A 25932-nucleotide genomic window follows, 5' to 3' on the forward strand; every position below is an offset into this window, starting at 1 on the left:
AACGCGCCCGCCCGTTACGGCGACGTGCTCCAGTACCCCGGCTGCGCGTACGCGTCGCGCAAGTAGTCGATGAAGTAGCGCACGCGCGCCGGCACGTAGCGCTGCTGCGGATAGACGGCGAGGATGTCGTAGTCGGGCAGCGCATACTCGTCGAGCACCGTTTCGAGTTCGCCCGTCTCGAGCTGCGCGGCGATTTCCCATGTCGAGCGCCAGCCGAGCCCGAGCCCCTCGGCGACCCAGCGGTGCAGCAGCTCGCCGTCGTTGCAGTCGAGATTGCCGGTCACGCGCATCGTGACGATCTTGCCGTGACGCTGAAAGTACCAGCCGCGGTTCTGCCCGCCCTGCAGGTTGAATGCGAGGCAGTTGTGCTTGAGCAGATCGTCGAGCGAGTTCGGGCGGCCGTGCCGGCGGAAATAGTCGGGCGTGCCGCACACGACGCGCCGGTTCGATGCGAGCTTCACCGCGACGAAGTTCGGGTCCACCGCGCCGCCGATCCGGATCGACAGGTCGTAGCCTTCGCGCACGAGATCGACCACGCGATCGGTCAGGTTGAACGACAGCTGCATCTCGGGCTTGTCGGCGAGAAAGCCGGGCGCGTGGGGCGCCACGTGCTTGCGGCCGAACGCGGCCGGCGCCGATACGATCAGGTGACCGCTGACCGCGCGCCGCCCGGCGGCCAGTTCGTTCTCGGCCTGATCCCATTCGGACAGCAGCCCGCGGCAGCGTTCGAGGAACGCGGCGCCCTCCTCGCTGACGACGAGCCGCCGCGTCGACCGGTACATCAGCTTGACGCCGAGCCGCTTCTCGAGCGCGTCGATGCGCCGGCCGAGCACGACCGGCGACACGCCCTCCTCGAGCGCCGCCGCCGCGAGGCTGCCGGCGTCCGCGACGCGCACGAACGTCTCGATCTGCTTGAAGCGATCCATCTCCCGTCTCCGTTCCGACGCCGGTGGAATGCCCGTCCGGCCGTCATTCCATACTTTTAGTTTCGAAATAAGCGACTTCGGCTGATCTTATCAAACCTTTCCTGCATCCCTAAAGTGTCCTCAACAGACCGATTACCGAGATTCACCCCATTTCAGGTTCAAGGAGACATTCATGGCCAAAATGAGAGCTGTCGACGCCGCCGTGCTCGTGCTCGAGAAGGAAGGCATCCAGACCGCGTTCGGCGTACCCGGCGCCGCGATCAACCCGTTCTACTCGGCGATGCGCAAGTCGGGCGGCATCAGCCACGTGCTGGCGCGCCACGTCGAAGGCGCGTCGCACATGGCCGAAGGCTTCACGCGCGCGGCACCGGGCAACATCGGCGTGTGCATCGGCACGTCGGGCCCGGCCGGCACCGACATGATCACGGGCCTCTACTCCGCCTCGGCCGACTCGATTCCGATTCTCGCGATCACGGGCCAGGCGCCGCGCGCGCGTTTGTACAAGGAAGACTTCCAGGCCGTCGACATCGAGTCGATCGCGAAGCCCGTCACGAAGTGGGCCGTCACCGTGCGCGAGCCGGCACTCGTGCCGCGCGTGTTCCAGCAGGCGTTCCACCTGATGCGCTCGGGCCGTCCGGGCCCGGTGCTGATCGATCTGCCGATCGACGTGCAGCTCGCCGAAATCGAATTCGACATCGACACGTACGAACCGCTGCCGGTCTACAAGCCCGCGGCGACCCGCGCGCAGATCGAGAAGGCGCTCGCGATGCTCAACGACGCGGACAAGCCGCTGATCGTGTCGGGCGGCGGCGTGCTCAACGCGGCGGCCGAGGACCTGCTCGTGCAGTTCGCGGAAACCGTCGGCGTGCCGGTGATTCCGACGCTGATGTCGTGGGGTGCGATTCCGGACGACCATCCGCTGATGGCCGGCATGGTCGGCCTGCAGACGTCGCACCGCTACGGCAACGCGACGATGCTCGCCTCGGACTTCGTGCTCGGCATCGGCAACCGCTGGGCGAACCGCCACACCGGCAGCATCGACGTCTACACGAAGGGCCGCAAGTTCGTGCACGTCGACATCGAACCGACGCAGATCGGCCGCGTGTTCGGCCCCGATCTCGGGATCGTGTCGGACGCGAAGGCGGCGCTCGAGTTGTTCGTCGCCGTCGCGCAGGAATGGAAGGCGGCCGGCAAGCTGAAGGACCGCAGCGCCTGGGTGGCCGAGTGCCAGCAGCGCAAGCGCACGCTGCAGCGCAAGACGCACTTCGAGAACGTGCCGATCAAGCCGCAGCGCGTGTACGAAGAGATGAACAAGGTGTTCGGCCGCGATACGTGCTACGTGAGCACGATCGGTCTGTCGCAGATCGCCGCCGCGCAGTTCCTGCACGTGTTCAAGGCGCGCAACTGGATCAACTGCGGCCAGGCCGGCCCGCTCGGCTGGACGATTCCCGCCGCGCTCGGCGTGCGTGCGGCCGATCCGGCCCGCCCGATCGTCGCGCTGTCCGGCGACTACGACTTCCAGTTCATGATCGAGGAACTGGCAGCCGGCGCGCAGTTCAAGCTGCCGTACGTGCACGTGGTCGTGAACAACTCGTACCTCGGGCTGATCCGTCAGGCGCAGCGCGCGTTCGACATGGACTACTGCGTGCAGCTCGCGTTCGACAACGTGAACGCACCGGAGCTGAACGGTTATGGCGTCGATCACGTCGCCGTGGCCGAAGGCCTCGGCTGCAAGGCGCTGCGCGTGTTCAAGCCGGAAGAGATCGAACCGGCGCTGAAGCAGGCGCAATCGCTCGCGGAAGAGTTCAGCGTGCCGGTGATCGTCGAAGTGATCCTCGAGCGCGTGACGAACATCTCGATGGGCACCGAGATCGATGCGATCAACGAGTTCGAGGACCTCGCGGAGAAAGCCGAACACGCGCCGACCGCCATCTCGATGCTCGACTGATCCGCGCGATTTTTTTGACTGACCGACCGAAGAGGCTTAGCTCATGCCGAAGTTTGCTGCAAACCTGACCATGCTGTTCAACGAAGTGCCGTTCCTCGACCGCTTCAAGGCGGCCGCGGACGCGGGCTTCGATGCCGTCGAGTTCCTGTTTCCGTATCCGTATGCGAAGGAGGAACTCGCCGAACGGCTCGACGCGCATCGCCTGCGCCTCGTGCTGCACAACCTGCCGGCCGGCAACTGGGATCAGGGCGAACGCGGGATCGCGTGCCTGCCCGATCGCGTCGGCGAATTCCAGGAAGGCGTCGGCCGCGCGATCGAATACGCGAAGGCGTTGAAGGTGCCGCAGCTGAACTGCCTCGTCGGGATTCCGTCGGCGAGCACGCCGCGCGACAAGACGTTCGTCACGATCGTCGACAACCTGCGCTTCGCGGCCGATGCGCTCAAGCGCGAAGGCATCCGCCTGCTCGTCGAGCCGTGCAACAGCTTCGACATTCCGGGCTTCGCGCTGAACCGTTCGGCCGAAGGGCTCGACGTGATCCGCGCGGTCGGTTCGGACAACCTGTTCCTGCAGTACGACATCTATCACATGCAGCGCATGGAAGGCGAACTCGCCGCGACGATCGAACGCAACCTCGCCTCGATCGGCCACGTGCAGCTCGCGGACAACCCGGGCCGCCACGAGCCGGGCACCGGCGAGATCAACTACGCGTTCCTGTTCGCGCTGCTCGACCGGCTCGGCTACACCGGCTACGTCGGTTGCGAATACAAGCCCCGCACCACCACGACCGAAGGGCTCGGCTGGCTGCAAAGCGTCGCCGGCTGCACGTCGGGCGCCGCGCGCCGCGCCGCCTGAACGCCACCTTCCGTCATTCGCCCCTATAGGAGACTTTCACATGGCAACCATCGGTTTCATCGGCCTCGGCATCATGGGCGCGCACATGGCGCGCAACCTGCTCAAGGCCGATCATCGGCTCGTCGTGAACGGCGCGTATCCGGTGCCCGACGATCTGCGCGCGAGCGCGAAAGTCGTCGCGAACTCGAGCGAGGTCGCGAAGAACGCGGACATCATCATCTCGATGGTTCCGGACACGCCCGACGTGCGCAACGTGCTGTTCGCCGACGACGGCGTCGCGAAGGGCCTGACGCCGGGCAAGCTCGTGATCGACATGAGCTCGATCTCGCCGCTCGACACGCAGGAATTCGCGAAGCAGATCAACGCGCTCGGCTGCGACTATCTCGATGCACCGGTGTCGGGCGGCGAAGTCGGCGCGCGCGAAGCGTCGCTGACGATCATGGTCGGCGGCCCGGAGCAGGCGTTCGAGCGCGCCAAGCCGCTGTTCGAGAAGATGGGCAAGAACATCACGCTCGTCGGCGACAACGGCGCGGGCCAGACCTGCAAGGTCGCCAACCAGATCATCGTCGCGCTGAACATCGAGGCCGTCGGCGAAGCGCTGCTGTTCGCCGCGCGCTCGGGTGCCGACCCGGAGCGCGTGCGTCAGGCGCTGATGGGCGGTTTCGCGGCATCGCGCATCCTCGAAGTGCACGGCGCGCGGATGACCAAGCGCACGTTCGATCCGGGCTTCCGCATCGAGCTGCACCAGAAGGATCTGAACCTCGCGCTCGAAGGCGCACGCAAGCTCGGCCTCGCGCTGCCGCACACCGCGAGCGCGCAGCAGCTGTTCAGCGTGTGCGCATCGCACGGCGGCAAGGCATGGGATCACTCGGCACTCGTGCGTGCGCTCGAAATCATGTCGAACTTCGAGATCGAGAAGTCGGCAAGCTGAACGCGGGCCGCGTCGCGCGGCTGCCATGACGCACTCTCCGTCGCGATCGCGGCGGACGGTGCGCGGAATTCACGTGCGCCGGCCGCTGCCGGTGCATCGATGCGTGCGACACGCGCGCATCACGGTGGGGCGCCCCGCCGCGCATCGCGTCCATGCGTGCGCGGCGGAGCGAAAAACGCCGCTCTGGGCTGAGAGCGGCGTGGTGGGGTCCGCAGCGGCACCCGGCGACGCCGGGGAAGCCTTGGTCGGTCAGACGTCGTCGTCGGGTGTCCGCCTGTCGGATTTCGCGTATTACATTTCTTTACGTTCGTACCGTCGATTTTTCATGCAATCGTCGCGGCGAACGCCTACACTTTCGCCACGCCTTTCGAGAAAACCGCCGCGCTCGCGTTCACCTTCGGTGGCCGCCCCCAGCGCGGTGTTTTTTTCGCCACTTCACGGCGCGTTTTCGTTTCAACCACCTAAGGAGTGCAACGATGGGTCTTCTTTCGTTTATCAAAGAGGCGGGTGAAAAACTGCTGGGTCATGCCGACGCGCAAGCGGCGGAAAATCCGAATGCCGCGAACCAGACCGCGGCCGATGCCATCAAGAACTACATCAACACGCAGGGTCTCGACACGTCGAACCTGACCGTCGCGTTCGACGGCGCGTCGCGCACCGTGTCGCTGTCGGGCAGCGTGCCCGATCTCGACACGAAGGCGAAGGTCAAGGTCGCGGCCGGCAACGTGCAGGGTGTCGCGGGCGTCAACGACGACGGCCTGCAGCCCGACGATCCGGAAGTCCGGTACCACGACGTGAAGCCGGGCGACACGTTGTCCGCGATCGCGAAGGAAGTGTACGGCGACGCGAACAAGTACCCGGTGATCTTCGAGGCGAACAAGCCGATGCTGTCGAGCCCCGATCGCATCTATCCGGGCCAGAAGCTCGTGATTCCGCCGCAAGCCTGAGCGTTTGCACGCGTCGACATGAGAAAAGGCAGGCCGTTCGGCCTGCCTTTGTCGTTTACGGCATCGATTCGGCCGGCACGCGGCCGCGTGTGGGTCAGCAGCGATCGAACAGCTGCTGCAACGCGTCGCGCTCGCGAATGCCGTTCGCGAGTGCGAGCATCAGCAGCACGCGCGCCTTGAACGGGCTCAGCGAGCCGGCGCTGACGAAGCCGAACGCATCGTCGTTCGCGGCGCCGTTGCGCATCACGTGACCGGAACCGACGCGCGACGCGCGCACCACCGCGACCCCGGCGTTCACCGCGTCGGCCAGCGCCGTCTGCAGCGTCGCATGGATCGAGCCGTTGCCCGTGCCCGCGACGACGAGGCCGCGCACGCCGGCCGCGACGAGCGCATCGACGGCCGTGCGCGTGACGCCCGCATAGCTGGTCACCACGTCGACCGGCGGCCACGTCTCGGGAATCGTCAGTTGTGCATCGCGCGCACGCGTCACGCGGCGCGCGAATTCGACGCGGCCGTCCTGCACCCAGCCGAGCGCGCCGAGCTCCGGCGACTGGAACGCGTCGACCGCATAGGTGCTCGTCTTCACGACGTCGCGCGCCGCATGGATCCGGTTGTTGAAGGCGACGAGCACGCCCTGCCCGCGCGCGGCCGGATGCCCGGCGAGCGTCACCGCGTTCAGCAGGTTCAGCGGCCCGTCCGACGACAGCGCGGTGGCCGGCCGCATCGCGGCGGTCAGCACGACCGGCTTGTCGCCGCTCACGACCAGATGCAGCGCATAGGCGGTTTCCTCGAGCGTGTCGGTGCCATGCGTAATGACGATGCCGTCGACCGCCGGATCGGCCATCAGCGCGTCGATCCGCGCGGCGAGCGTGTTCCAGAGCGGCAGCGCGAGATCCTTGCTGTCGATGCTGGCGATCTGCTCGGCGTGAATGCGCGCGACCGACGCGAGCGCCGGTACCGCGTCGAGCAGGAAATTGACGCCGAGCGCGCCGGCCTGATAGCCGGCCGTGCTCGTCGCGTCGGGCGCGGCGCCGGCGATCGTGCCGCCGGTCGCGAGGACGGCAATGCGCGGCAGGTGCGCCGCGGACGAAGAAGAAGCGGGAGTCAGCGTATTCATGGCCGCGATTGTAATGGCTCGCGGCCCGGATTCGAGCGATTCGGTGCGAACAAACGCATGCGACGCGGGCCGCTCATGGTTTATCCCGATCGCCGGCGCGTGGGCGACGTCAACGCACGGTGGCGCGACGGCGTTATAGGAAGTGCCGTTTTGGTGTTTTCACATTGGTTTGCCATAATCGGAACGCGGCGCGATGCGACCCTACTCCGTATCGTGCTGCATCGGCTTCGTGACGGCGTCGATAAAACGCAATTCACCCCATGGGAGTGTCAAAATGAAAATCCAATCGCTCGTGGCCGCAGTGCTTCTCGGCGGCATGCTGGCTTCCCCCGCGTTCGCGGCGAACAGCCAGCAGGACAAGATGAAGGCCTGCAACACCCAGGCCGCCGGCAAGACGGGCGACGAACGCAAGGCGTTCATGAAGGACTGCCTGTCGGCGAAGCCTGCCAAGAAGATGACGCAGCAGGAAAAGATGAAGGCCTGCAACACGCAAGCCGCCGACAAGAAAGGCGACGATCGCAAGGCGTTCATGAAGAGCTGCCTGAGCAGCCAGCCGGCCGCCTGATTCCGGCACACCGGCCACGAATGCCGCGCTCCGCTTCGGCGGGCGCGGCATTTTTGTTTTCGTTGTACGCGCATCGACGCCGGCCGCCGCGCGCGCCGCCCGGCGCGGCCGCCCGCCCGCGCATGCGGTGCGGCAATTCGCCGCGTTTTCTTCTATGATGGCTGCAACGCGGCCCATCCAAGTACAAGAAGCGCCATCGGGCCGCCCTCGACACGGACGCGCATGCCGCGTCAAACGGAGGCATGGATGGCATGGAGACAACACCGCTGGTTCCGCCGCTGGGTGATCGTGGTCGCATTCTGGGCCGTGCCCGTCGCGATCGTCGCGGTGCGCGAGATTCGCGAGGAGATGGCCTACAACAAGGCCGATCTGCAGCTTGCGCTGACCACCTGGCAACTGACCGATGCGCAGCAGGCCGCCGGCGCGGCCGCGAAGTGCCACGGCGACGCCGATGAAGCACGCGCGGCCGGCTGCCCGGCCGAGGTGCTCGCCGCGAACGCGCCGCGCCAGCAGGCCGCGCGCGACGAATACGTGGTGCGGCGCAATACGCTCGCGAGCTATCTGTGGCATGCGTTCGTCGGCTACTGGGTCGTGCCGGCCCTGTTCCTGTTCGGCTGCGGCGTCGTGATCGCGCTGATTCGCCGCGCGCTGCGGCGGCCGCCGATCAAGCCGCCCGTCAAGCCGCCCATCGAGCCGCCCGTCAAGCCACCGATGGAGCCGCCGGTTCCGCCCGTCGCGCGCTGAGGCCCCCGCCCTTTCCTCCTGTCGCCCCCGACGCCGCACGCGGCGTCGGTGCCGCGTTGGCATGCCGCGACATCGGCACGCGATTTGACGCTTTTTCACGTCCGAACGAAAAGCCGCTGCATGTCGCTGTGATATAACTGCCGACGTGGGCCGCTCTCTGAGCGAGACTCACTCCGAACATCATCCGATGGAGAAGAACGATGCAAAAACGGACTCTCGCGCTGAAACTGGCCGCTGCGCTCGTCGTCGGTAGCCTCGCGCTCACCGGCTGCACCACCACCCCCGACAAACCCGACAACGCCGCGACCAACGCGTCGAAGCGTCAGGCGATCGATTCGAGTGTCGACGCGACGCTGTCGCGCCTGTATTCGACGGTCAAGGGCTCGCGCGAGCTCGTCGCGAAGTCGCGCGGCGTGCTGGTGTTCCCGGAGGTGCTGCAGGCCGGCTTCATCGTCGGCGGCCAGTCCGGCAACGGCGCGCTGCGCGTCGGCGGCAGCACCGTCGGCTACTACAACACGTCGTCGCTGTCGGTCGGCCTGCAGGCCGGCGCGCAGTCGAAGGCGATCGTGTTCCTGTTCATGACGCAGCAGGCGCTCGACGAATTCCGCAACTCCGAGGGCTGGGCCGCCGGCGCCGGCGCGTCGGTCGCACTCGTGAAGATGGGCGCGAACGGCGCGGTCGACACGAACACGGCGACCGCACCGGTTCAGGTCATCGTGCTGACCAACGCCGGCCTGATGGGCGACGTGTCGATCAACGGCACGAAGGTCACGAAGCTCAAGCTCTGACGCTGCGACGTCCTGCCCCGTCCGCGCGTGCTGCGCGGACGACGTGCAAACGGCGATGTCCTTGCGGAACATCGCCGTTTTTTCATGCACGTCGCGCGCGTGCGTCATGTCGTCGAGTCGATCACCTTGAAGCGCGAGCGCTTCTGCGCGCGGATCATCGACTGATAGATGTCGACGTACTGCTGCGCCATCCGGCGCGACGTGAAGCGCTCCTCGAAGCGCCGCCGCACGCGCGCACGCGGCAGCAGGTGCAGGCGGTTCACGGCCGCCACCGCGCTGATCTCGTCCTCGACGATGAAGCCCGACACGCCTTCGTCGATCACTTCCGGCACCGCGCCGCGATTGAACGCGATCACCGGCGTGCCGCACGACATCGCCTCGATCATCACGAGCCCGAACGGCTCGGGCCAGTCGATCGGAAACAGCAGCGCATGCGCGCCCGACAGGAATTCGGCCTTCTGATGATCGGCGATCTCGCCGATGTACTCGACGTTCGGCAGCGCGAACAGCGGCTTGATCTCGCGCTCGAAGTACTCCTGGTCGGCCGAATCGATCTTCGCGGCGATCCGGATCGGCAGCCCGCACTGCTGCGCGATGCGAATCGCGGTATCGACGCGCTTTTCCGGCGAGATGCGGCCGAGAAACGCGAGATAGCGCGGCTCGACCGGCTGCGGCATGTACAGCGTCTCGGGCAGCCCGTGATAGACGGTCGTCATCCACTTCGCCTGCGGCAGCGGCTGCCGCTGCGCGTTCGAGATCGACACGACGGGCGCGCGGCTGAACGTGTCGAACACCGGCTGCTGTTCGGGCAGATCGAGCCGGCCGTGCAGCGTCGTCAGGTACGGCGTCTCCTGCCGGTCGAACACCGAAAACGAGTAGTAGTCCATGTGGAAATGGAGCACGTCGAAGTCTTTCGCGCGACGCGCGACGGTTTCCATCAGCAGCATGTGCGGCGCGACGCGATCGCGGATCGACGTGTCGAGCCGCAACGCGCGCGGCCACACGGGCTCGAGCGTCGCACGCGTCGTCGAATCGCCGCTCGCGAACAGCGTCACGTCGTGTCCGAGGTCGACGAGCGCCTCGGTGATGTAGGACACGACGCGCTCCGTACCGCCGTACAGTTTCGGCGGCACCGATTCGGTCAGCGGGGCGATCTGGGCAATCCTCATGATCCACGTCTCCTTGGTCGGCGTGCGTGAGCGCGTCGGTGCGCGCCGGCTGCCGAGGCGGCCGGCACGCGGCACGCGCGGCCCGGTCCGTCCCCCGGCGCGGGGCGCCCGTCGCCGGTGCGCGGCGCTGCCCCGGCGTGGCACGGCGCCGGCGCGCTATCCCGCCATTATTAGCGATTCCGCCGCCCGGCACGGCGCGGTCTTGCATTTTATGGGCGATGTTACAGACCGATACACTCGTCGCGCGCAAGCGAGCGCCGCGCGCCGCCGCGCAGCCGCATCCGCCGGCATCGGCCGCGCCCGCGTCAGCGCGACGGCCATTTCCATGCGGGCAGATCGCGCGTATCGGCATCGACGAGCGTCGTCGCGCCGAGCTGCTTGTCGAGCACCAGCGATTCGCACCGTCCGTCGCGCTCGAGCGTCGCGATCAGCCGCGCCGCATGCGACACGACGATCACCTGCGTGCGCTGCGCGGCCTGCACGATCAGCCGCCCGAGCGCGGGCAGCAGGTCGGGATGCAGGCTCGTCTCCGGTTCGTTCAGCACCATCAGCGCAGGCGGGCGCGGCGTCAGCAGCGCGGCCGCGAGCAGCAGGTAGCGCAGCGTCCCGTCCGACAGCTCGGCCGCCGCGAGCGGCCGCAACAAGCCCGGCTGGCGCATCAGCACGTCGAGACGGCCGCGGCCGCCCGGGCTGTCGATTTCGATCGACGCGCCGGGAAACGCGTCGTCGATCGTCGCGTCGAGCGCCGCGCCGTCGCCGATCTCGCGGATCGTCTGCAGCGCGGCGGCCAGATCGGCGCCGTCGTCGGCGAGCACCGGCGTGTGCGTGCCGATCTGCGATTGCCGCGCGGGCGCCTGCGCGTCGGTCCGGAAGTGGTCGTAGAAGCGCCACGAGCGGATCCGCTCGCGCACGGCGATCATCTCCGGCGCACCGGTCGGATCGGCGAACTCGGTCATCATGCTGTCGAAGCTCGCGACGGGCTGCGGAATCGTGCGCCAGTCGCCCGATGCCGCGCGGGCGCGGATCTGCACGCCGTGCCGGTCGACCAGCAGCGTCGACGGACGCAGCACGGGGCCGCCCCAGATGCATTCGCGCTTGACGACCGGATCGAGCCCGAACATCGACGTGCCGGTCTTCACCGGCAGCCCGAGATCGATCGCATAGCCGAAATCGTCGCAGGCGAAGCCGAGCTTCAGGCTCACCGGCCCGCTGCGCACCGTGCCCGTCACCGGCGCCTCGCCGGCCAGCATCGCGCGCGAGAAGCGCTCGGGGCCTGCCCACAGCGTCGAGGGCAGCCCGCCTTCGCGCGCGAGCGACGGGATCACGCGGCCCTGCGCGGTATCGGCCAGCAGCCGCAGCGCGCGGTAGACGCTCGACTTGCCGCTGCCGTTCGGGCCGGTCACGACGGTCAGCGCCGCGAGCGGCACGATCAGCTCGCGCAACGAGCGGTAGTTGGCAATCGCGAGCGTGTTGAGGGCAGTCATGAGGGGATCGTCGCGCGCGCTGCGCTCAGTGGCGGCCGTCGTTGGCCTTCGGGTCGGCCGCGGTGTTCGCGGCGGTGCTGCCGGCCGGCGCCCGCGCATGCGGACGTTCGGGGCTCGGCTCCTTCGGCGCCGCGTCGTGCGGATACAGCTCCATCCGGCTGCGCGGCAGGCACTGCGGATAGTGCGTCTGCAGATACGCGATCAGGCCTTCGCGCACGCGGCAGCGCAGATCCCAGCACAGCGACGAATCGGCCGCGCTGACGAGTGCACGCAGCTGCATCGTGCGCTCGGTCGCGTCGGTGACTTGCAGCACCTGCACGCGGCCGTCCCATTCGGGGGCCGCGTGCACGAGGCGCGCGAGCTCCTCGCGCAGCGGCGCGAGCGGCGTGCGGTAATCGACCGACAGAAACACGGTGCCGATGATCTCGGAGCTGCTGCGCGTCCAGTTCGCGAACGGGTTCTCGATGATCCACTGCAGCGGCACGACGAGACGCCGCTGATCCCAGAGCCGCACCGACACGAACGAGCCCGTGATCTCCTCGATGCGGCCCCACTCGCCCTGGATCACGACGACGTCGTCGAGCCGGATCGGCTGCGTGAGCGCGATCTGCAGCCCCGCGATCAGGTTGCCGAGCACGGGCCGCGCGGCGATACCGGCGACGAGGCCCGCGACGCCGGCCGACGCGAGCAGGCTCGCACCGATCTGCCGCACGTTCGGGAACGTCATCAGCGCGGCGCCGGTGCCGATGATCACGATCAGCACCATCACGGTCCGCACGAGGACCTTCGCCTGCGTGTGGACGCGGCGCGCGTGCAGGTTGTTTGCGGTATCGAGCGGATGCGCGCGGATGATCGCGTCGCCGACGCCGGCCGCAAGCCGCACGAGCAGCCACGTCAGCGAGGCGATCGAGCCGACCGCGGCGGCGGTGCGCATGCCGCGCACGAAGGCCATGCCGTCGTCGGCCTGCAGCCACACGAATTCGAGCGCGAGCAGCACGAGTGCGACGAGCGACGGCTTGTCGATGTAGCGCAGGATCGCGCTCGTCAGCGGATACGGCTGCGCGATGCGCTTGACGATCCGCGCGCCGAGACGATGCCCGATGGTGACGACGAACACGACGGCAATCGACACGAACAGCGTGCCGAGCCATGAATGCAGCGGCGCATCGGCGATGCGCTGAAACTCCTCGACTGAAATCATTGGCGCCCGGGATGCTTCGGTTAGGAGGCGCGTGCGCCTCGTCCTGAATGCGTCGGGAACGTCCGGGCGCCGCGCGGCACACGCGCAGGCCCGGACACGGTCCGGTCGGTCAGTTGCCGCCCCGGCACGGGAAGGCCTTGCCGAGACCGAGCGACACGGCGGTGCTCGCGTTGTAGTCGGCGAGCTTCGGATTTTCGGCGATGTACTTGCGCACCGCGTCGGTCATCTGCTGCGCCTTGATGTCGGGCGGCAGGCAGAAATACTGGCCGACACGCGGCCCCGTCGTGCCGCCGATCGCATCGATGGTGTTGTAGACGCCGTCGGCGGCGCCTTCGATGTAGGCCGCGCACGACGCTCGCGACTTGATGTCCGTCTTCGCGCACAGACGGTCGAGATCCGCGCCCGTGAAAGCCGCCGCCGACAACGGCACGGCAAACGCCGCGGCACAAAACATAGCCCGCAACATGGTGTTCCTTATGTCAATGCAGCCCGCAACGGCCCACTGCCGTGACGGGCCAGACACGGCCGGGCTGGCCGGCCGCGCCGAAAACCGTCATTTTGCACTCTTTTGCGCGTCTGCCGGTGCCGATGCGCCGATGCGCACCGTACGCTTGCTGAGGATGTCGATCGCGTCCGGCGCCTTGTAGTGCTTCGCGAAGTCGAGCGCGGTCAGCCCGAGCTGGTTCTTCACCTGCGGATCGGCGCCCTGGTCGAGCAGCAGATTGACGGTCGTCGCATGGTTGCCGCGCGCGGCCATCATCAGCGGCGTCGTGCCGTTCGGGGAGGCGGTGTCGATGTACGCATCGTGGTCGAGCAGCACCTTGACGACGGCGTCCTGACCGTTCGTCGCCGCGTAGTGCAGCGGCGCCCAGCCCTTCTTGCTGACTTCCGCGCCCTTGTCGATCAGCAGCTTCACGAGCGCGACGTCGCCGTTCAGCGACGCGAGCATCAGCGCGTTTTCGCCGGCCTTGTCTTCCTTCTCGAGATCGACGTTCGGGGCCGAGGCCAGCGCTGCCGCGACCTTGTCGGACTTCTCGCGCGCGGCGATCACGAGCAGCGGATCGCCGTTCGGCGCGACCGTGTTCGGATCGAGGCCGTTCTTCAGCTGCTTGCCGATGTCGGCGATGTCGTCGAACTTGACCGCCTTCACGATCGCGTCCAGCGACTCGGCGTGCGCGCCGGCGGCGCCGAACAGGCCGCTCGCGACGAGCACGGCGGCGGCGAGCGCGCGTTTCGGCAAATGTTTGGTCGGCTTCGTCATTGTTGTGGGCTCCTTCCCTGGGTTGTCGGCTGTGGGGCGCGTCAGCGGGCGATCTTGAACAGCCGGAAAAAGTTCTGTGTCGTTGCGTCGGCAAGCGTCTCGACCGCGATGCCGCGCTCCGATGCGATAAAGCGTCCGACATGGCTCACGTACGCAGGTTCATTCGGCTTGCCGCGATACGGCACCGGCGCGAGGTACGGCGAGTCGGTCTCGATCAGCAGCCGGTCGAGCGGCACACGGCGCGCGACGTCCTGCACGTCGGTCGCGTTCTTGAACGTGACGATGCCCGACAGCGAGATGTGGAAATTCTGCGCGAGCGCCTGCTCGGCGACGGCCCACGGCTCGGTGAAGCAGTGCATCACGCCGCCGGGCACGTCCGCACGCTCCTCGGCCATGATCCGCAGCGTGTCCTCCGACGACGCCCGCGTATGGACGATCAGCGGCTTCATCGTCGCGGTCGCGGCCCGGATGTGCGTGCGAAAGCGCTCGCGCTGCCACTCCATGTCGGCAATCGAGCGGCCTTCGAGGCGGTAGTAGTCGAGGCCCGTCTCGCCGATCGCGACGACCTTCGGATGCGCGGCCAGTTCGACGAGTTCGGCGAGCGTCGGTTCCCGCGCATCCTCGTGATCGGGGTGCACGCCGACCGACGCATAGACGTTGTCGTGCGCCTCGGCGATCGCGAGCACGTCCGGCAGCGTCTCGAAATCGACGGACACGCACAGCGCGTGCGTGACGTCGTGCTCGCGCATGTTCTCGAGCACCGCCGGCAGGCGATCGGCGAGACCCTTGAAATTGATGTGGCAATGAGAGTCGACGAACATCGTGGTTCCTGAATACGTAAAGCCGGCCGCGACGCGCGCGTCGCCTCGCGGCAGGTGTCGGTCATCGTTTCGCAACCCGACGGAAACAATCGCGGATCATGCGAACATTTCGCGATAACCGAGAAACAATTCCTCGAAGACGAGCCGCGCATTGAGCGGATGGTTCTCGACCGTGCGCTGCCGCGTGACGGCCTTCATGAAGCGTGCGAACGCGTTCGCGTCGACCGTCTGCGCGCAGCGCGCGAGCGCCGCCGCGTGCGCGGGGAAATAGCGCGGCGCGCCCGCCATCCGCTGCGCCAGCAGATCGTACAGCCAGCGCTGCAGCCAGCCGAGCACGAGCGGCACCGGCAGCTTCTGCAGCGTCTCGCCGCACGCGAACGGATCGCAGGCCGCGCCGGCCGCGAGCTGGTTCAGCGTGAAGTCGCGTAGCGGGCGGTTCTCGTCGCTCGCGAGCGCAAGTGCGGCGAGCGGCGCGCCGCCGGCTTCGGCGAGCAGCGCGCGCGCGTCGTCGACGCCCTGCGTCGCGAGCCACGCGGCGGCCGCCTCGGGCGCCGGCACGCTCATCGGCCACTGCCGGCAGCGGCTGACGATGGTCGGCAGCAGACGGTCGATGCGCGCCGACACGAGCAGGAACACGACGCCCGGCGGCGGCTCCTCGAGCGTCTTCAGCAACGCGTTCGACGCGGCGACGTTCAGCGCCTCGGCCGGATACAGCACGACGACGCGCAGGCCGCCGCGATGCGAGCCGACGCCGCAGAAATCGAGCAGCGCACGCACCTGCTCGATCTTGATCTCCTTGCTCGGCGCGCGCGTCTTCTTGCCGCCGTCGTCCGCGTCGGCCGGCTTCGCATCGTCCGCGGCGCCCGGCGCTTCGCCGGCGAGCGCCTCGGGCAGCACGATCCGGTAGTCCGGATGGTTGCCCTGCGCGAACCACGTGCAGGCCGCGCAGGTGCCGCACGGCTCGCCGTTCGGCTGCGGCGACTCGCAGAGGAAACCCCGCGCCAGATGCTGCGCGAACTGCAGCTTGCCGATGCCGGCCTGCCCGTGCAGCAGCAGCGCATGCGGCCATTGCGCGCGCAACTGCTGCAGGCGGTTCCAGTCGTCGGTCTGCCACGGATAGATCATGAGGTGCGTTCCTTGCGGGTTACAGCGCGGCGAGCACGCGCTCGAGCTGCTGACGGATCTCGTCGATCGACTGCGTCGCGTCGACGATCGCGAAGCGATGCGGCGCTTCTTCCGCACGCCGCAGATATTCGCCGCGCGTGCGTGCGAAAAACGCGTCCGACTCGCTCTCGAACTTGTCCGGCATGCGCACGGCGCCGCGGCGCTCGCTCGCGACGTGCGGCGCGACGTCGAACAGCACGGTCAGATCCGGCTGAAAGCCGCCCTGCACCCAGCGTTCGAGCGTCTCGAGCTTGTCGCGCGGCAGGCCGCGGCCGCCGCCCTGATACGCGAAGGTCGCGTCGGTGAAGCGGTCCGACACGACCCAGTCGCCGCGCGCGAGCGCCGGCTCGATCACGAGCGCGAGATGCTCGCGGCGCGCGGCGAACATCAGCAGCGCCTCGGTTTCCAGATCCATCGGCTGGTTCAGCAGGATCTCGCGCAGTTTCTCGCCGAGCTGCGTGCCGCCCGGCTCGCGTGTCACGACGACCTGCCGGCCGGCGCCGGCCAGCTTGCGCTGCAGGCGTTCGCAGAACCATTGCAGGTGCGTCGTCTTGCCCGCCCCGTCGATGCCCTCGAACGTGATGAATTTACCGCTCGCCATCATTGACCTCGTATGTACTTGTCCACGGCCTTGTTGTGATCGCCGAGCGTATCCGAGAACACGCTCGTGCCGTCGCCCTTCGCGACGAAATAGAGCGCGCTCGTCTGCGCCGGATTGATCGCCGCCTGCAGTGCGGCGACGCCCGGCAACGCGATCGGCGTCGGCGGCAGCCCGCGTCGCGTGTAGGTATTGTAAGGAGTGTCGGCCTGCAGGTCGCGCTTGCGCAGACGCCCGTCGTACGCGTCGCCGAGCCCGTAGATCACCGACGGATCGGTCTGCAGCGGCATGCCGATGCGCAGCCGGTTCGCGAATACGGCCGCGACGAAGGCGCGATCGGCCGCGTGCCCGGTTTCCTTTTCGACGATCGACGCGATCGTCAGCGCTTCGTAAGGCGTCTTGTACGGCAGGCCGGGCGCACGCGCGGCCCACGCCTCGTCGAGGCGCGTCTGCATCAGCCGGTAGGCGCGCCGGTAGATGTTCACGTCGCTCGTGCCCTTGTCGAACAGATAGGTATCGGGAAAGAACAGCCCTTCGCCGCTGCCGCGCTGGATCGCGCTGTCGGACGCGCCGATCGCGCGCAGCAGCTCGGCGTCGCTCATCCCGGCCGTCGTGTGCACCAGATCGGGGTTCGCATCGAGTTCCGCACGCATCCGCTTGAAGGTCCAGCCCTCGATCACCGTCGCGACGTACTCGTTCACGTCGCCGCGCGCGATCTTCTGCAGCACTTCGTACGGCGTGACGCCCGTCTTGAATTCGTAGTTGCCGGACTTCAGCCGGCTCGACAGGCCGAGCAGCCGCGTCATCGCGACGAAGCCGAACGGCTCGACCGGTACGCCGCCGCGCTTCAGTTGCAGCGCGACGCTCTTCACGCTGCTGCGCGGCTTGATCGTGACGTCGAGCGACGCCGCGCCGAGCAGCAGCGGGCGGGTCGCCCAGTAATACGCGCCGCCCGCGCCGGCAGCGGCCACAACGACGGCCAGCGCCGCCACCGTCGCGGCGCATTTCTTCAGTAGGGACATGGAACGTGACTCAGGTAAGACCCATATAATACTTGCTCGCCTCCGTCAAAGTCAGGGTTGACTGTTCCCTCATTCCATGAGCACACCGTTCGCTTCACCGGCTGCCCAGGCTGCCGCATCCGCCCCGCTCCCCGTTTTTCCCCGTCCGTCCGCCGCCGATTTCGATGCGCCGGGCGCGTACATGCCGCTCGCGCAGTTCGGCGTGATCGACGTGGCCGGCGACGATGCGGCGACGTTCCTGCACAGCCAGCTCACCAACGACATCGAGCATCTGGATGCCGCCAGCGCGCGGCTCAGCGGCTACTGCTCGCCGAAGGGCCGGCTGCTCGCGTCGTTCCTCGCGTGGCGCGCGGGCCACGACGTGCGCCTGCTGGTGTCGAAGGACATTCAGGCCGCCGTGCAGAAGCGGCTGTCGATGTTCGTGCTGCGCGCGAAGGCGAAACTCACCGACGCGAGCGACGCGCTCGCGGTGGTCGGCTTCGCGGGCGACGTGCGCGACGCGTTGTCGGGCATCTTCGATGCGCTGCCGGACGGCGTCCACGTGAAGGTCGACGGCCCTGCCGGCGCGCTGATCCGCGTGCCGGACGCGGCCGGGCGCAAGCGTTACCTGTGGATCGGCCCGCGCGCGGAAGTCGACGCGCGCCTAGCCGCGCTTGGCGGCAAGCTGCCGGTCGTGTCGCCGGCCGTGTGGGACTGGCTCGACGTGCGTGCCGGCGAGCCGCGCATCACGCAGCCGGTCGTCGAACAGTTCGTCCCGCAGATGGTGAATTTCGACGTGATCGGCGCGGTCAACTTCCGCAAGGGCTGCTATCCGGGCCAGGAAGTCGTCGCGCGCAGCCAGTATCGCGGCACGATCAAGCGCCGCACCGCGCTCGCGCACGTCGCGGCCGACACCGACACCGTGCATGCCGGCGTCGAGCTGTTCCACAGCGACGATCCGGGCCAGCCCTGCGGCATGATCGTCAATGCGGCGGCGGCGCCCGCGGGCGACGTCGACGCGCTCGTCGAGATCAAGCTCGCCGCGCTCGACAGCGGCAGCGTGCACGTCGGCTCGGCCGCCGGGCCCGCGCTCGCCTTCGACGCACTGCCGTACGCGTGGCCGACCGACGCATGACGCACTGACAACCCGTTCGCGCGCCGCAGCGCCTTATGCGCCGGCCGCGCGACGTTTCCTGCGAGAGATTCGCCCGATGTGTCTGATTGCCTTCGACTGGCAGCCCGATGCCGCCGCCGGTCCCGTATTTACGCTGGCCGCCAACCGCGACGAATTCTTTCGCCGCACGAGCGCGCCGCTGTCGTGGTGGGAAGACGTGCCGGGCGTGCTCGCCGGGCGCGACCTCGAGGCGGGCGGCACCTGGCTCGGCGTGTCGCGCGACGGCCGCTTCGCCGCGCTGACCAATTACCGCGCGCCGTTCGACATCCGCGCCGGCGCGCCGACGCGCGGCAAGCTCGTGTCCGACTATCTCGGCGGCCCGGCCGTCGCGCCGCTCGACTATCTCGCGCAGCTCGCCGAGCATGCGGCCGTCTACAACGGCTTCAACCTGCTCGTCGGCGACTGGAAACGGCGCGAACTCGCGTGGTTCTGCAATCGCGCGCCCGAAGGCGAAAGCCGCGCGGCGCCGCCGGTCGCAGTCGCCGCCGGCGTGCACGCGCTGTCGAACGCGCGGCTCGATACGCCCTGGCCGAAAGTCGTGCGCAAGCGCGCCGAGCTCGGCACGCTGCTGACCGACAATCCGACACCGTCGCTCGACGAGCTGATCGCGCTGATGCGCGATACGCGCGTGGCCGACGACGACGCGCTGCCGCACACCGGCATTCCGCTCGAGCGCGAGCGCGCGCTGTCCGCCGCGTTCATCGAGACGCCCGAATACGGCACGCGCGGCACGACCGCGCTGCGCGTCACGATGAAGGAAGGCGTGCGGCTCACCGTCGAGATCAAGGAGCGCAGCGACGACGACGGCTCGCATCGCACCGTGCGGCCCGGCGAGTTCGAGCGCGCGTTCGCCTTCGACATCGACGTCACGACGCCGCGCTGACGCGCCGCGTCACGGCACGCGCGTCATCTCGACGTGCGGCACGCCGGCCTCGACGAACGGCGCGCCGGCCGCCGAGAACCCGTGCCGCAGATAGAACGGCACGGCCGCCTCCTGGGCATACAACCGTACGAGCGGCTCGCCGCGCCGGCGCGCAGCATCGAGCAGCGCGTGCAGCACGGCCGAGCCGATGCCGCGGTTGCGTGCCTCGGCCAGCACGGCGACGCGGCCGATCGTGCCGGACGGCAGCAGCCGACCCGTCGCGAGCGCGCGGCGCGCGCCGGTCGCCGCGTCGATCCGGTACGCCACCGCATGGAGCGCGAGCGGATCGTCGTCGTCGAGTTCCCATTCGGGCGGAATGCGCTGCTCGCGCACGAACACCGCGTCGCGAATGCGCGCCGCATCGCCGCCGAGCGTCGTCCAGTCGCCGGTTTCCACCACGCCGTCCGTCATCGCTGCCCTCCTCGCGCGCGGCGCCGTCGCCGCCCGCCGTCAAACGTCGTCGAACGCGGCCCTCAGCGCCGCGACCGCATCGGCATGCGCGGCCTTCACCTCGGGCACGTAGCCGCCCATCTTGAAGAATTCGTGGATCATGCCCGGATAGCAGACCAGCGTGACCGTGTTGCCGGCCGCGCGCAGCTTGTCCGCATACGCGGCGCCTTCGTCGCTGAGCGGATCGTACTCGGCCGTCGCGATCCACGCGGGCGCGACGCCCGCGAACGACGGCGCGCCGCGCCGGCCGTCGAGCGGCGCGAAGCGCCAGTCGTCGCGATCCGCCGCATCGCGCACGTATTGCGCGAAGAACCACTGGATCGTGTCGCGCGACAGCAGGTAGCCGTTCGCAAGCCGCGCATGCGAGGCGGTGTCCTGATGGCCCGTGACGCCGGGGTAAATCAGCAGTTGCAGCGCAAGATCGATGCCCGCATCGCGTGCGAGCACCGCGCAGACCGTCGCGAGCGTGCCGCCCGCGCTGTCGCCGCCGACCGCGAGCCGCGATGCGTCGAGGCCCAATGTGGGCGCCTCGCGATGCAGCCAGCGCAATGCGTCCTCGGCATCGTTGACGGCGGTCGGGAACCGGTGCTCGGGCGCGAGCCGGTAGCCGACCGACAGCACCGCGCAGCGCGCGTCGCGCGCGAACATCCGGCACAGCGCGTCGTGCGTGTCGATGCTGCCGACCGTGAAGCCGCCGCCGTGATAGTAGACGAGCGCGGGCAGCGGCTCGGCAAGGCTCGGTTCGACCGGCAGATACAGCCGCGCGGCAATCGCATGGCCGTCGCGCGTGGGAATCGTGCACGCGTCGACCGCATGCATCGGGGCGGGCGGCACGTCGAGGATCGGCGCGCTCTTCTCGTAGGCGGCGCGCGCCTGCTGCGGCGTCTGGCGATGATAAGGCGGCCGTTTCGCGCGCTCGACCATGTCGAGCACCTGGGCGATCTTCGGATTCAGCGGCATCGGGTGAACGGCGCGTGCGCGGCGCCGGGAACGAACAAGCGCCACATGATGCCACGCCTGCGTCACACGAGCTGGACGAGCTGCTTGCCGAAATTGCGGCCCTTCAGCATCCCGATGAACGCTTCCGGCGCACGCTCGAGCCCATAGGCGATCGTCTCGCGGTAGTGCAGTTGCTTCGTCGCGACGAGCTCGGCCAGTTCGGCGAGCGCCGGCGGCCACGCGTCCGCGTGCTCGAACACGATGAAGCCCTGCATCGTGAGCCGCGAGCGCAGGATCAGCGCCGGATTGGCGAGCGGCGCCGCGGCGCCGTCGTAGGCGGCGATCATCCCGCACACCGCGATCCGGCCGAACGCGTTCATCCGCACCATCGTCGCATCGAGCACCGCGCCGCCGACGTTCTCGAAGCAGCCGTCGACGCCGTCGGGCGTCGCGGCCGCGAGATCGTCGACGAGCCGGCCGGCCTTGTAGTCGACGCACGCATCGAAGCCGAGCGTGTCGACCACGTAGCGGCATTTGTCGGGGCCGCCCGCGATGCCGACCGCGCGGCATCCGGCGCGCTTCGCGAGCTGGCCGACGACGCTGCCGACCGCCCCGCTCGCCGCACTGACGACGATCGTGTCGCCGGCCTTCGGCTTGATGATGCGGTTCAGCCCGACCCACGCCGTCACGCCCGGCATGCCGGTCACGCCGAGCCACGCGGACAGCGGCACGCGCGACGTGTCGACCTTGCGCAGCCCGGCGCCGTTCGACGTGCCGTATTCCTGCCAGCCGAACTGGCCGACCACGCGATCGCCGACGGCGAAGTCCGGATGGCGCGACTCGATCACCTCGCCCGCCGTGCCGCCGATCATCACTTCGTTGAGCGGCTGCGGCGGCGCATACGATTTCGCGTCGTTCATGCGGCCGCGCATGTACGGATCGAGCGACAGAAAATGATTGCGCACGCGCAGTTCGCCGTCGGCCAGCGGCGCGAGCGGCGTCTCGACGAGCCTGAAATTGTCGACGCTCGCCGCCTGCTGCGGGCGCGACACGAGCAGCACCTGACGGTTGATCGTGTTCATCGCTGTCTCCGGTTCGCGGCCGCCGCGCAACGCGGCGCCGCCGGCGCGGCTGCGCGCCGTCCTGCAACAGAAACGGCCCTGCCGTCGCCGACAGGGCCGCGCGTGCGCCGCTTACGCGTCGCTCGGGCCGGGCTGCGCGTCCGGCGCCGTGCGCGTGCGTTGCCGCTTGATGTCGCGGCCGACCGCAAGCCGCCGCATGTACTTGAACGTGCCGAGCGCCTTCGCGACGAAATTGCCGTCGCTGTCGCGCACCTCGCCTTCGCAATACGCCATCGTCGTCGAGCGGTGCATCACGCGGCCGTAGGCGCGCAACTCGCCGCGGCCCGGCTGCATGAAGTTGACCTTCATCTCGACCGTGACGACGCCGACGCCGTCGTCGGTCAGGCTGCGCGCGGCCATCGCGAGCGCGATGTCCGACAGCGTCATCGTCACGCCGCCGTGTGCGATGCTCCAGGTGTTCATGTGCCGCTCGTCGAGCGCGAGCGCGATCTCGCTCGCACCGTCCTTCGCGGACACGAGGCGCACGCCGAGCAAGTCGACGAACGGGCTTTCGATCGACGGACCGTCCGTCCGGGTTCCCGCGTCGCTCATCGCGTACCGTCGACCAGATAGTCGAGGCATTGCCGCCCTTCGACCACGTTGACGACGAACTTCTTCACTTCCTGGTGAACCGGATGCACCTGGTACGCATCGAGCGCCGCCTGATCCGCGAAATCGGACACGAGCACGACGTCGCAGGTCGCTTCGAGACCCGGCGTCGCGACGCCGACGTCGAGCTGCAGGATGCCCGGCACGATGTCGCGGCAGCCTTCGAGCTTTTCCTTCAGCTTCAGCGCGTTCTGTGCGCGCGTCGCGCCCTCCGCCGATTCCTTCAGCTTCCACATCACAATATGTCTGATCACTTCGTACGCTCCGGTTCGTGAGAATCGCAAAGCCGGCGTCGGTGCGCCGGCTCGTCATGTCGGTCTGCCTGCCGCGCGCGCATCGCGGATCGCGCGGGATCCGCGGCCGGCGCAGGCAGACTCCAAGCCTACCAAACTTGCCGCGTGCGAGGGTGCGCGCATGCGCGGCGTGCGGCGCGATGGGCGAGCCGCGGTCGAGCGCGGGTATGCCGATTGCTCGCGCCGGCGCTTCATCGCGGTGCTGCGCGAACTGTGTGCGCGCACGCATCAATGGAAGGCCGACGCCATTGCACGTCGCGCGGACATCAAATCGACGGTATCGGCGTTCATTAACGTTCCATTTTTCGCAACTTGCAACGCTTCTCTTATCCGATCCGTCAAATTTTCATCTCGATCCGATTCGGCAGGAAATAATTACAGCGGCTTTTGAATAACGATTATTCGAATTCATTCCGCATCGTTATTGACGGGTGCTTTACCCCGATCCTAGAATTCTTACGACGGATTACATTCCGTTATGCGCCGCATTGGCGCGGCGCACAAGTTGCACCCGCAACCTTTATTCGAATAGCCCGGATTGCGCATTCGTGATCATCGCGTTGAACGATTCATTAAAAGGACTCCCGTCATTCTCATTCGATTTCCATCTTCCCCTATCGCCCGATTCACCTAAAGACGCAATTTCGCACCCGACAAAAAACAAGCCGCGCACCGATCGCCTCATAACAACGACGTCAGTCATCAGGAGGGATATGACATGCATCGCTTCGCGAAGTCGCTCTGCATCGGTTTCGTCTGCGCCGCGCTACTCGCCGCGTGTAACGACGACGACATTCAGCCCGCCATCGCGCCGTCGAATCAGGCCGCGCTGTCATTCCGGATGGACACCGGCGGACAGATCAACGCGTTCTTCCGCCAGGACAAGGTGGCCGCGCATCTGCTGATGCGCTCGTCGACGAAGCCGCGCCTGCTCGTCGTCTTCCCGGCCGGCAACAGCGGCACCGGGCTCTGGTTCGACGATACCGCGCAAGCGGTGAACTGGAGCCTCGACACGCCGCCGGCCGCGCTGTCGGCGCCCGACGCGCGCGGCCGTCCGCTGTACGGGATCGGCGCGGACGTCTCGGTCGATACGGACACGCTGACGATCCGCGAGGCCTTGCTCAGCAACGTGCGCTTTCTGCGCGACTTCAACGGCGGCGCGTCGATTCCGCCGGACATCGTCGTCGCGCCCGCCGTGCAGGGCGGCATCGCGCAATGGCAGCGCGACCGGATCGACGGCGCGCCCGGCTACGCGCTGCGCATCACGCTGCGCGACGGCGGCAGCATCGCGACCGCGTCGGGCGGCAAGCTGGTGCTGCGCGCGGCCGCCGGCTCGCACGTGCTGAAGCTGCATATCGATGCGCTGTCCGGCGAGACGCCGCTGTCGCCGATCACGCACGCCGATCTGCTGACCTCGTCCGCGAACCCCGATCCGGTGAGCCAGAACGTCCTCGAGTTCCTGAGCTTCCACGACAAGCTGCTCGCCGGCTCGTGGCAATACGACACCTACTTCGGCCGCGACACGCTGATCTCCGTACGCATGCTGATGCCGGTGCTCGAAGCGCCGGCGATCGAGGCCGGGCTGTCGTCGGTGCTCGCGCGGCTGTCGAGCGACGGCAAGGTCGCGCACGAGGAAGGCATCGGCGAATTCGCGCTGATCGACAACCGGAAGAACGGCCGGCCCAACGATGCGGCGCCGACCTACGACTACAAGATGATCGACAGCGACTATCTGCTCGCACCGATCGCCGCGGCATGGCTGATCGACGATCCGCGCGGTCAGGCGCGCGCGGCCGCGTATCTCGCGCAGCGCGGCAGCGACGGACGGACGAACGGCAGCCGTCTCGTCGCCAACCTGCTGCACGTCGCCGACACCGCGCGGCCGTTCGCGCAGCAGCCGGCGGTCGCGAACCTGATTCATCTGCGGCCCGGCGAGATCGTCGGCAACTGGCGCGACAGCACCGACGGGCTCGGCGGCGGCGTATACCCGTACGACGTCAACGCGGTGCTCGTGCCGGCCGCGCTGCGCGCAGCGAACGCGTTCCTCGCGCGCGGGCTGCTCGATCCGTATCTCGATGCGAACCAGCGCGCTTCGCTCGCGGACACCGCGAACGAAGCGGCGGTTTGGGAGCAGCAGGCGCCACCGCTGTTCGAAGTCGGCGTACCGGCCGCGCAGGCGGCGGCCGACGTGGCCGCGTATGCGCCGACGGCCGGCGTGCCGGCCGGCACCGCGCCGAGCGCGCCGCTCGCGTTCTACGCGCTGTCGCTCGACGAACAGGGCCATCCGATTCCGGTGATGAACTCGGACGGCGGCTTCGCGCTGCTGTTCGGCACACCGCCCGAGGCGCAGCTGCAGCGGATCGTCACCGACGCGATCCGGCCGTTCCCGACCGGCCTCGTCACCGACGTCGGGATGCTGATCGCCAACCCCGCGTATGCGAATCCGTCGCTGTGGCCGAAGTTCACGAGTTCCGCGTATCACGGCACCGTGATCTGGTCGTGGCAACAGGCGATGTGGGTCGCCGGACTCGACCGGCAGCTCGCACGCCAGGATCTCTCCGATACGACGCGTGCGCTGCTCACGCAGGCGCGGCAGACCGTGTGGCAAGTCATCGCGAACGGCCGCGACATGCGCGCCTCGGAGATGTGGACGTGGTCCTACGCGAACGGGCAATACCACACCGACGCGTTCGGCACGCGCAGCGCCGATGCGACCGAGGCGAACGCCGCGCAGCTCTGGAGCACGACGTATCTCGCGATCCGCGATCCGCAGTTGCGCGCGGGCAGGTACTGGTGGCAGGCGTCCCAGCGGCTGCAGGACGACGGCGCGACGCACATCGCAGCGGTCGCGTCGCGCTAGGGAAACGCTGATCAATGGACCAACTTCCGAAGTTGCAGGCGAGATG

At 68.2% G+C, this 25932-nt stretch carries 27 protein-coding genes; 11 read left to right on the forward strand and 16 right to left on the reverse strand.

The genetic code is table 11. The features are described 5' to 3' along the window. Positions 1-14: 14 nt before the first annotated feature. Positions 15-926, reverse strand: a complete 912-nt coding sequence (locus tag ACSHSS_RS10455; protein WP_105767812.1) for a LysR family transcriptional regulator — start codon at positions 924-926, stop codon at positions 15-17. 172 nt (positions 927-1098) lie between these two features. Here ACSHSS_RS10455 and gcl point away from each other — a divergent pair, with 172 nt between their 5' ends. The 4 genes from gcl to lysM all read left to right on the forward strand — a co-directional run bounded on the left by gcl (position 1099) and on the right by lysM (position 5605). After that, complete coding sequence (gene gcl, locus ACSHSS_RS10460) at positions 1099-2874, forward strand: glyoxylate carboligase (RefSeq protein WP_006402290.1); 1776 nt, start codon at positions 1099-1101, stop codon at positions 2872-2874. Positions 2875-2917: 43 nt separating this feature from the next. Next, complete coding sequence (hyi, locus tag ACSHSS_RS10465; RefSeq protein WP_006402289.1) at positions 2918-3727, forward strand: hydroxypyruvate isomerase; 810 nt, start codon at positions 2918-2920, stop codon at positions 3725-3727. A 40-nt stretch (positions 3728-3767) separates the two neighbouring features. After that, a complete protein-coding gene (locus tag ACSHSS_RS10470; RefSeq protein ID WP_059782569.1) occupies positions 3768-4658 on the forward strand; it encodes a 2-hydroxy-3-oxopropionate reductase in 891 nt (296 codons plus the stop codon). Positions 4659-5134: 476 nt separating this feature from the next. Continuing rightward, positions 5135-5605, forward strand: a complete 471-nt coding sequence (gene lysM / locus ACSHSS_RS10475) for a peptidoglycan-binding protein LysM (protein WP_006402286.1) — start codon at positions 5135-5137, stop codon at positions 5603-5605. Positions 5606-5699: 94 nt separating this feature from the next. Here lysM and ACSHSS_RS10480 read toward each other — a convergent pair whose 3' ends face one another. Continuing rightward, entirely contained in the window at positions 5700-6722 is a 1023-nt protein-coding gene (locus ACSHSS_RS10480; RefSeq protein ID WP_006413344.1) for an asparaginase, read from the reverse strand. 274 nt (positions 6723-6996) lie between these two features. Here ACSHSS_RS10480 and ACSHSS_RS10485 point away from each other — a divergent pair, with 274 nt between their 5' ends. The 3 genes from ACSHSS_RS10485 to ACSHSS_RS10495 all read left to right on the forward strand — a co-directional run bounded on the left by ACSHSS_RS10485 (position 6997) and on the right by ACSHSS_RS10495 (position 8819). Further along, positions 6997-7287 (forward strand): PsiF family protein, encoded by a 291-nt coding sequence (locus tag ACSHSS_RS10485; protein ID WP_006402283.1) that lies wholly within the window; start codon positions 6997-6999, stop codon positions 7285-7287. 246 nt (positions 7288-7533) lie between these two features. Continuing rightward, on the forward strand, positions 7534-8031 hold the full coding sequence (locus ACSHSS_RS10490; RefSeq protein WP_012213213.1) for a hypothetical protein: 498 nt from the start codon (positions 7534-7536) through the stop codon (positions 8029-8031). A gap of 200 nt (positions 8032-8231) precedes the next feature. Beyond that, positions 8232-8819 carry a BPSL1445 family SYLF domain-containing lipoprotein gene (locus ACSHSS_RS10495; RefSeq protein WP_006402280.1) on the forward strand — a complete coding sequence of 196 codons (588 nt, stop codon included), beginning with the start codon at positions 8232-8234 and terminating at the stop codon, positions 8817-8819. A 104-nt stretch (positions 8820-8923) separates the two neighbouring features. On the opposite strand, the gene ACSHSS_RS10500 is transcribed toward ACSHSS_RS10495, so the two are convergent. The 9 genes from ACSHSS_RS10500 to mltG form a co-directional block, all read right to left on the reverse strand. Then, entirely contained in the window at positions 8924-9988 is a 1065-nt protein-coding gene (locus tag ACSHSS_RS10500) for a glycosyltransferase family 4 protein (RefSeq protein ID WP_006402279.1), read from the reverse strand. A gap of 305 nt (positions 9989-10293) precedes the next feature. Then, positions 10294-11472 (reverse strand): AAA family ATPase, encoded by a 1179-nt coding sequence (locus ACSHSS_RS10505; RefSeq protein ID WP_059938318.1) that lies wholly within the window; start codon positions 11470-11472, stop codon positions 10294-10296. Between the two features lie 25 nt (positions 11473-11497). Continuing rightward, entirely contained in the window at positions 11498-12673 is a 1176-nt protein-coding gene (locus tag ACSHSS_RS10510) for a mechanosensitive ion channel family protein (RefSeq protein ID WP_006402277.1), read from the reverse strand. A gap of 109 nt (positions 12674-12782) precedes the next feature. Then, on the reverse strand, positions 12783-13139 hold the full coding sequence (locus tag ACSHSS_RS10515; protein ID WP_006402276.1) for a Rap1a/Tai family immunity protein: 357 nt from the start codon (positions 13137-13139) through the stop codon (positions 12783-12785). 87 nt (positions 13140-13226) lie between these two features. Continuing rightward, positions 13227-13934, reverse strand: coding sequence for an ankyrin repeat domain-containing protein (locus ACSHSS_RS10520; RefSeq protein ID WP_006402275.1), 708 nt, complete (start codon positions 13932-13934; stop codon positions 13227-13229). A 41-nt stretch (positions 13935-13975) separates the two neighbouring features. Further along, on the reverse strand, positions 13976-14755 hold the full coding sequence (locus ACSHSS_RS10525; protein ID WP_039221396.1) for a TatD family hydrolase: 780 nt from the start codon (positions 14753-14755) through the stop codon (positions 13976-13978). A 96-nt stretch (positions 14756-14851) separates the two neighbouring features. After that, a complete protein-coding gene (locus tag ACSHSS_RS10530) occupies positions 14852-15880 on the reverse strand; it encodes a DNA polymerase III subunit delta' (RefSeq protein ID WP_105756406.1) in 1029 nt (342 codons plus the stop codon). A 19-nt stretch (positions 15881-15899) separates the two neighbouring features. Continuing rightward, positions 15900-16520, reverse strand: coding sequence for a dTMP kinase (tmk, locus tag ACSHSS_RS10535; protein ID WP_105795021.1), 621 nt, complete (start codon positions 16518-16520; stop codon positions 15900-15902). Then, positions 16520-17539, reverse strand: coding sequence for an endolytic transglycosylase MltG (mltG, locus tag ACSHSS_RS10540; RefSeq protein WP_006402271.1), 1020 nt, complete (start codon positions 17537-17539; stop codon positions 16520-16522). Before mltG ends, tmk begins: the two co-directional genes overlap by 1 nt. A 76-nt stretch (positions 17540-17615) precedes the next feature. On the opposite strand from mltG, the gene ygfZ reads away from it, so the two are divergent. Together ygfZ and ACSHSS_RS10550 are read left to right on the forward strand one after the other, a co-directional pair. Then, positions 17616-18653, forward strand: a complete 1038-nt coding sequence (gene ygfZ, locus ACSHSS_RS10545) for a CAF17-like 4Fe-4S cluster assembly/insertion protein YgfZ (protein WP_445544933.1) — start codon at positions 17616-17618, stop codon at positions 18651-18653. 76 nt (positions 18654-18729) lie between these two features. Beyond that, complete coding sequence (locus ACSHSS_RS10550; RefSeq protein ID WP_006402269.1) at positions 18730-19575, forward strand: NRDE family protein; 846 nt, start codon at positions 18730-18732, stop codon at positions 19573-19575. Positions 19576-19584: 9 nt separating this feature from the next. Here the strand turns inward: ACSHSS_RS10550 and ACSHSS_RS10555 are convergent, their stop codons facing one another. The 5 genes from ACSHSS_RS10555 to ACSHSS_RS10575 form a co-directional block, all read right to left on the reverse strand. Next, positions 19585-20025, reverse strand: a complete 441-nt coding sequence (locus tag ACSHSS_RS10555) for a GNAT family N-acetyltransferase (RefSeq protein ID WP_105855408.1) — start codon at positions 20023-20025, stop codon at positions 19585-19587. 39 nt (positions 20026-20064) lie between these two features. Continuing rightward, the gene (locus ACSHSS_RS10560; protein ID WP_445544934.1) at positions 20065-21024 is read right to left on the reverse strand and encodes an alpha/beta hydrolase; all 960 of its coding nucleotides are present in this window, start codon (positions 21022-21024) and stop codon (positions 20065-20067) included. 62 nt (positions 21025-21086) lie between these two features. Beyond that, entirely contained in the window at positions 21087-22085 is a 999-nt protein-coding gene (locus tag ACSHSS_RS10565) for an NADP-dependent oxidoreductase (RefSeq protein ID WP_105841490.1), read from the reverse strand. Positions 22086-22196: 111 nt separating this feature from the next. Next, a complete protein-coding gene (locus ACSHSS_RS10570) occupies positions 22197-22676 on the reverse strand; it encodes a PaaI family thioesterase (protein ID WP_006402265.1) in 480 nt (159 codons plus the stop codon). Continuing rightward, positions 22673-22987 carry a Dabb family protein gene (locus ACSHSS_RS10575; RefSeq protein ID WP_012213202.1) on the reverse strand — a complete coding sequence of 105 codons (315 nt, stop codon included), beginning with the start codon at positions 22985-22987 and terminating at the stop codon, positions 22673-22675. Before ACSHSS_RS10575 ends, ACSHSS_RS10570 begins: the two co-directional genes overlap by 4 nt. A gap of 160 nt (positions 22988-23147) precedes the next feature. Here ACSHSS_RS10575 and ACSHSS_RS10580 point away from each other — a divergent pair, with 160 nt between their 5' ends. Together ACSHSS_RS10580 and ACSHSS_RS10585 are read left to right on the forward strand one after the other, a co-directional pair. After that, the gene (locus ACSHSS_RS10580) at positions 23148-23417 is read left to right on the forward strand and encodes a hypothetical protein (protein WP_445544935.1); all 270 of its coding nucleotides are present in this window, start codon (positions 23148-23150) and stop codon (positions 23415-23417) included. Positions 23418-23744: 327 nt separating this feature from the next. Next, positions 23745-25886: a hypothetical protein gene (locus tag ACSHSS_RS10585; protein ID WP_445544936.1), complete on the forward strand. Its 2142-nt coding sequence runs from the start codon at positions 23745-23747 to the stop codon at positions 25884-25886. Positions 25887-25932: the final 46 nt, after the last annotated feature.

The organism is Burkholderia sp. BC1, from assembly GCF_052683555.1.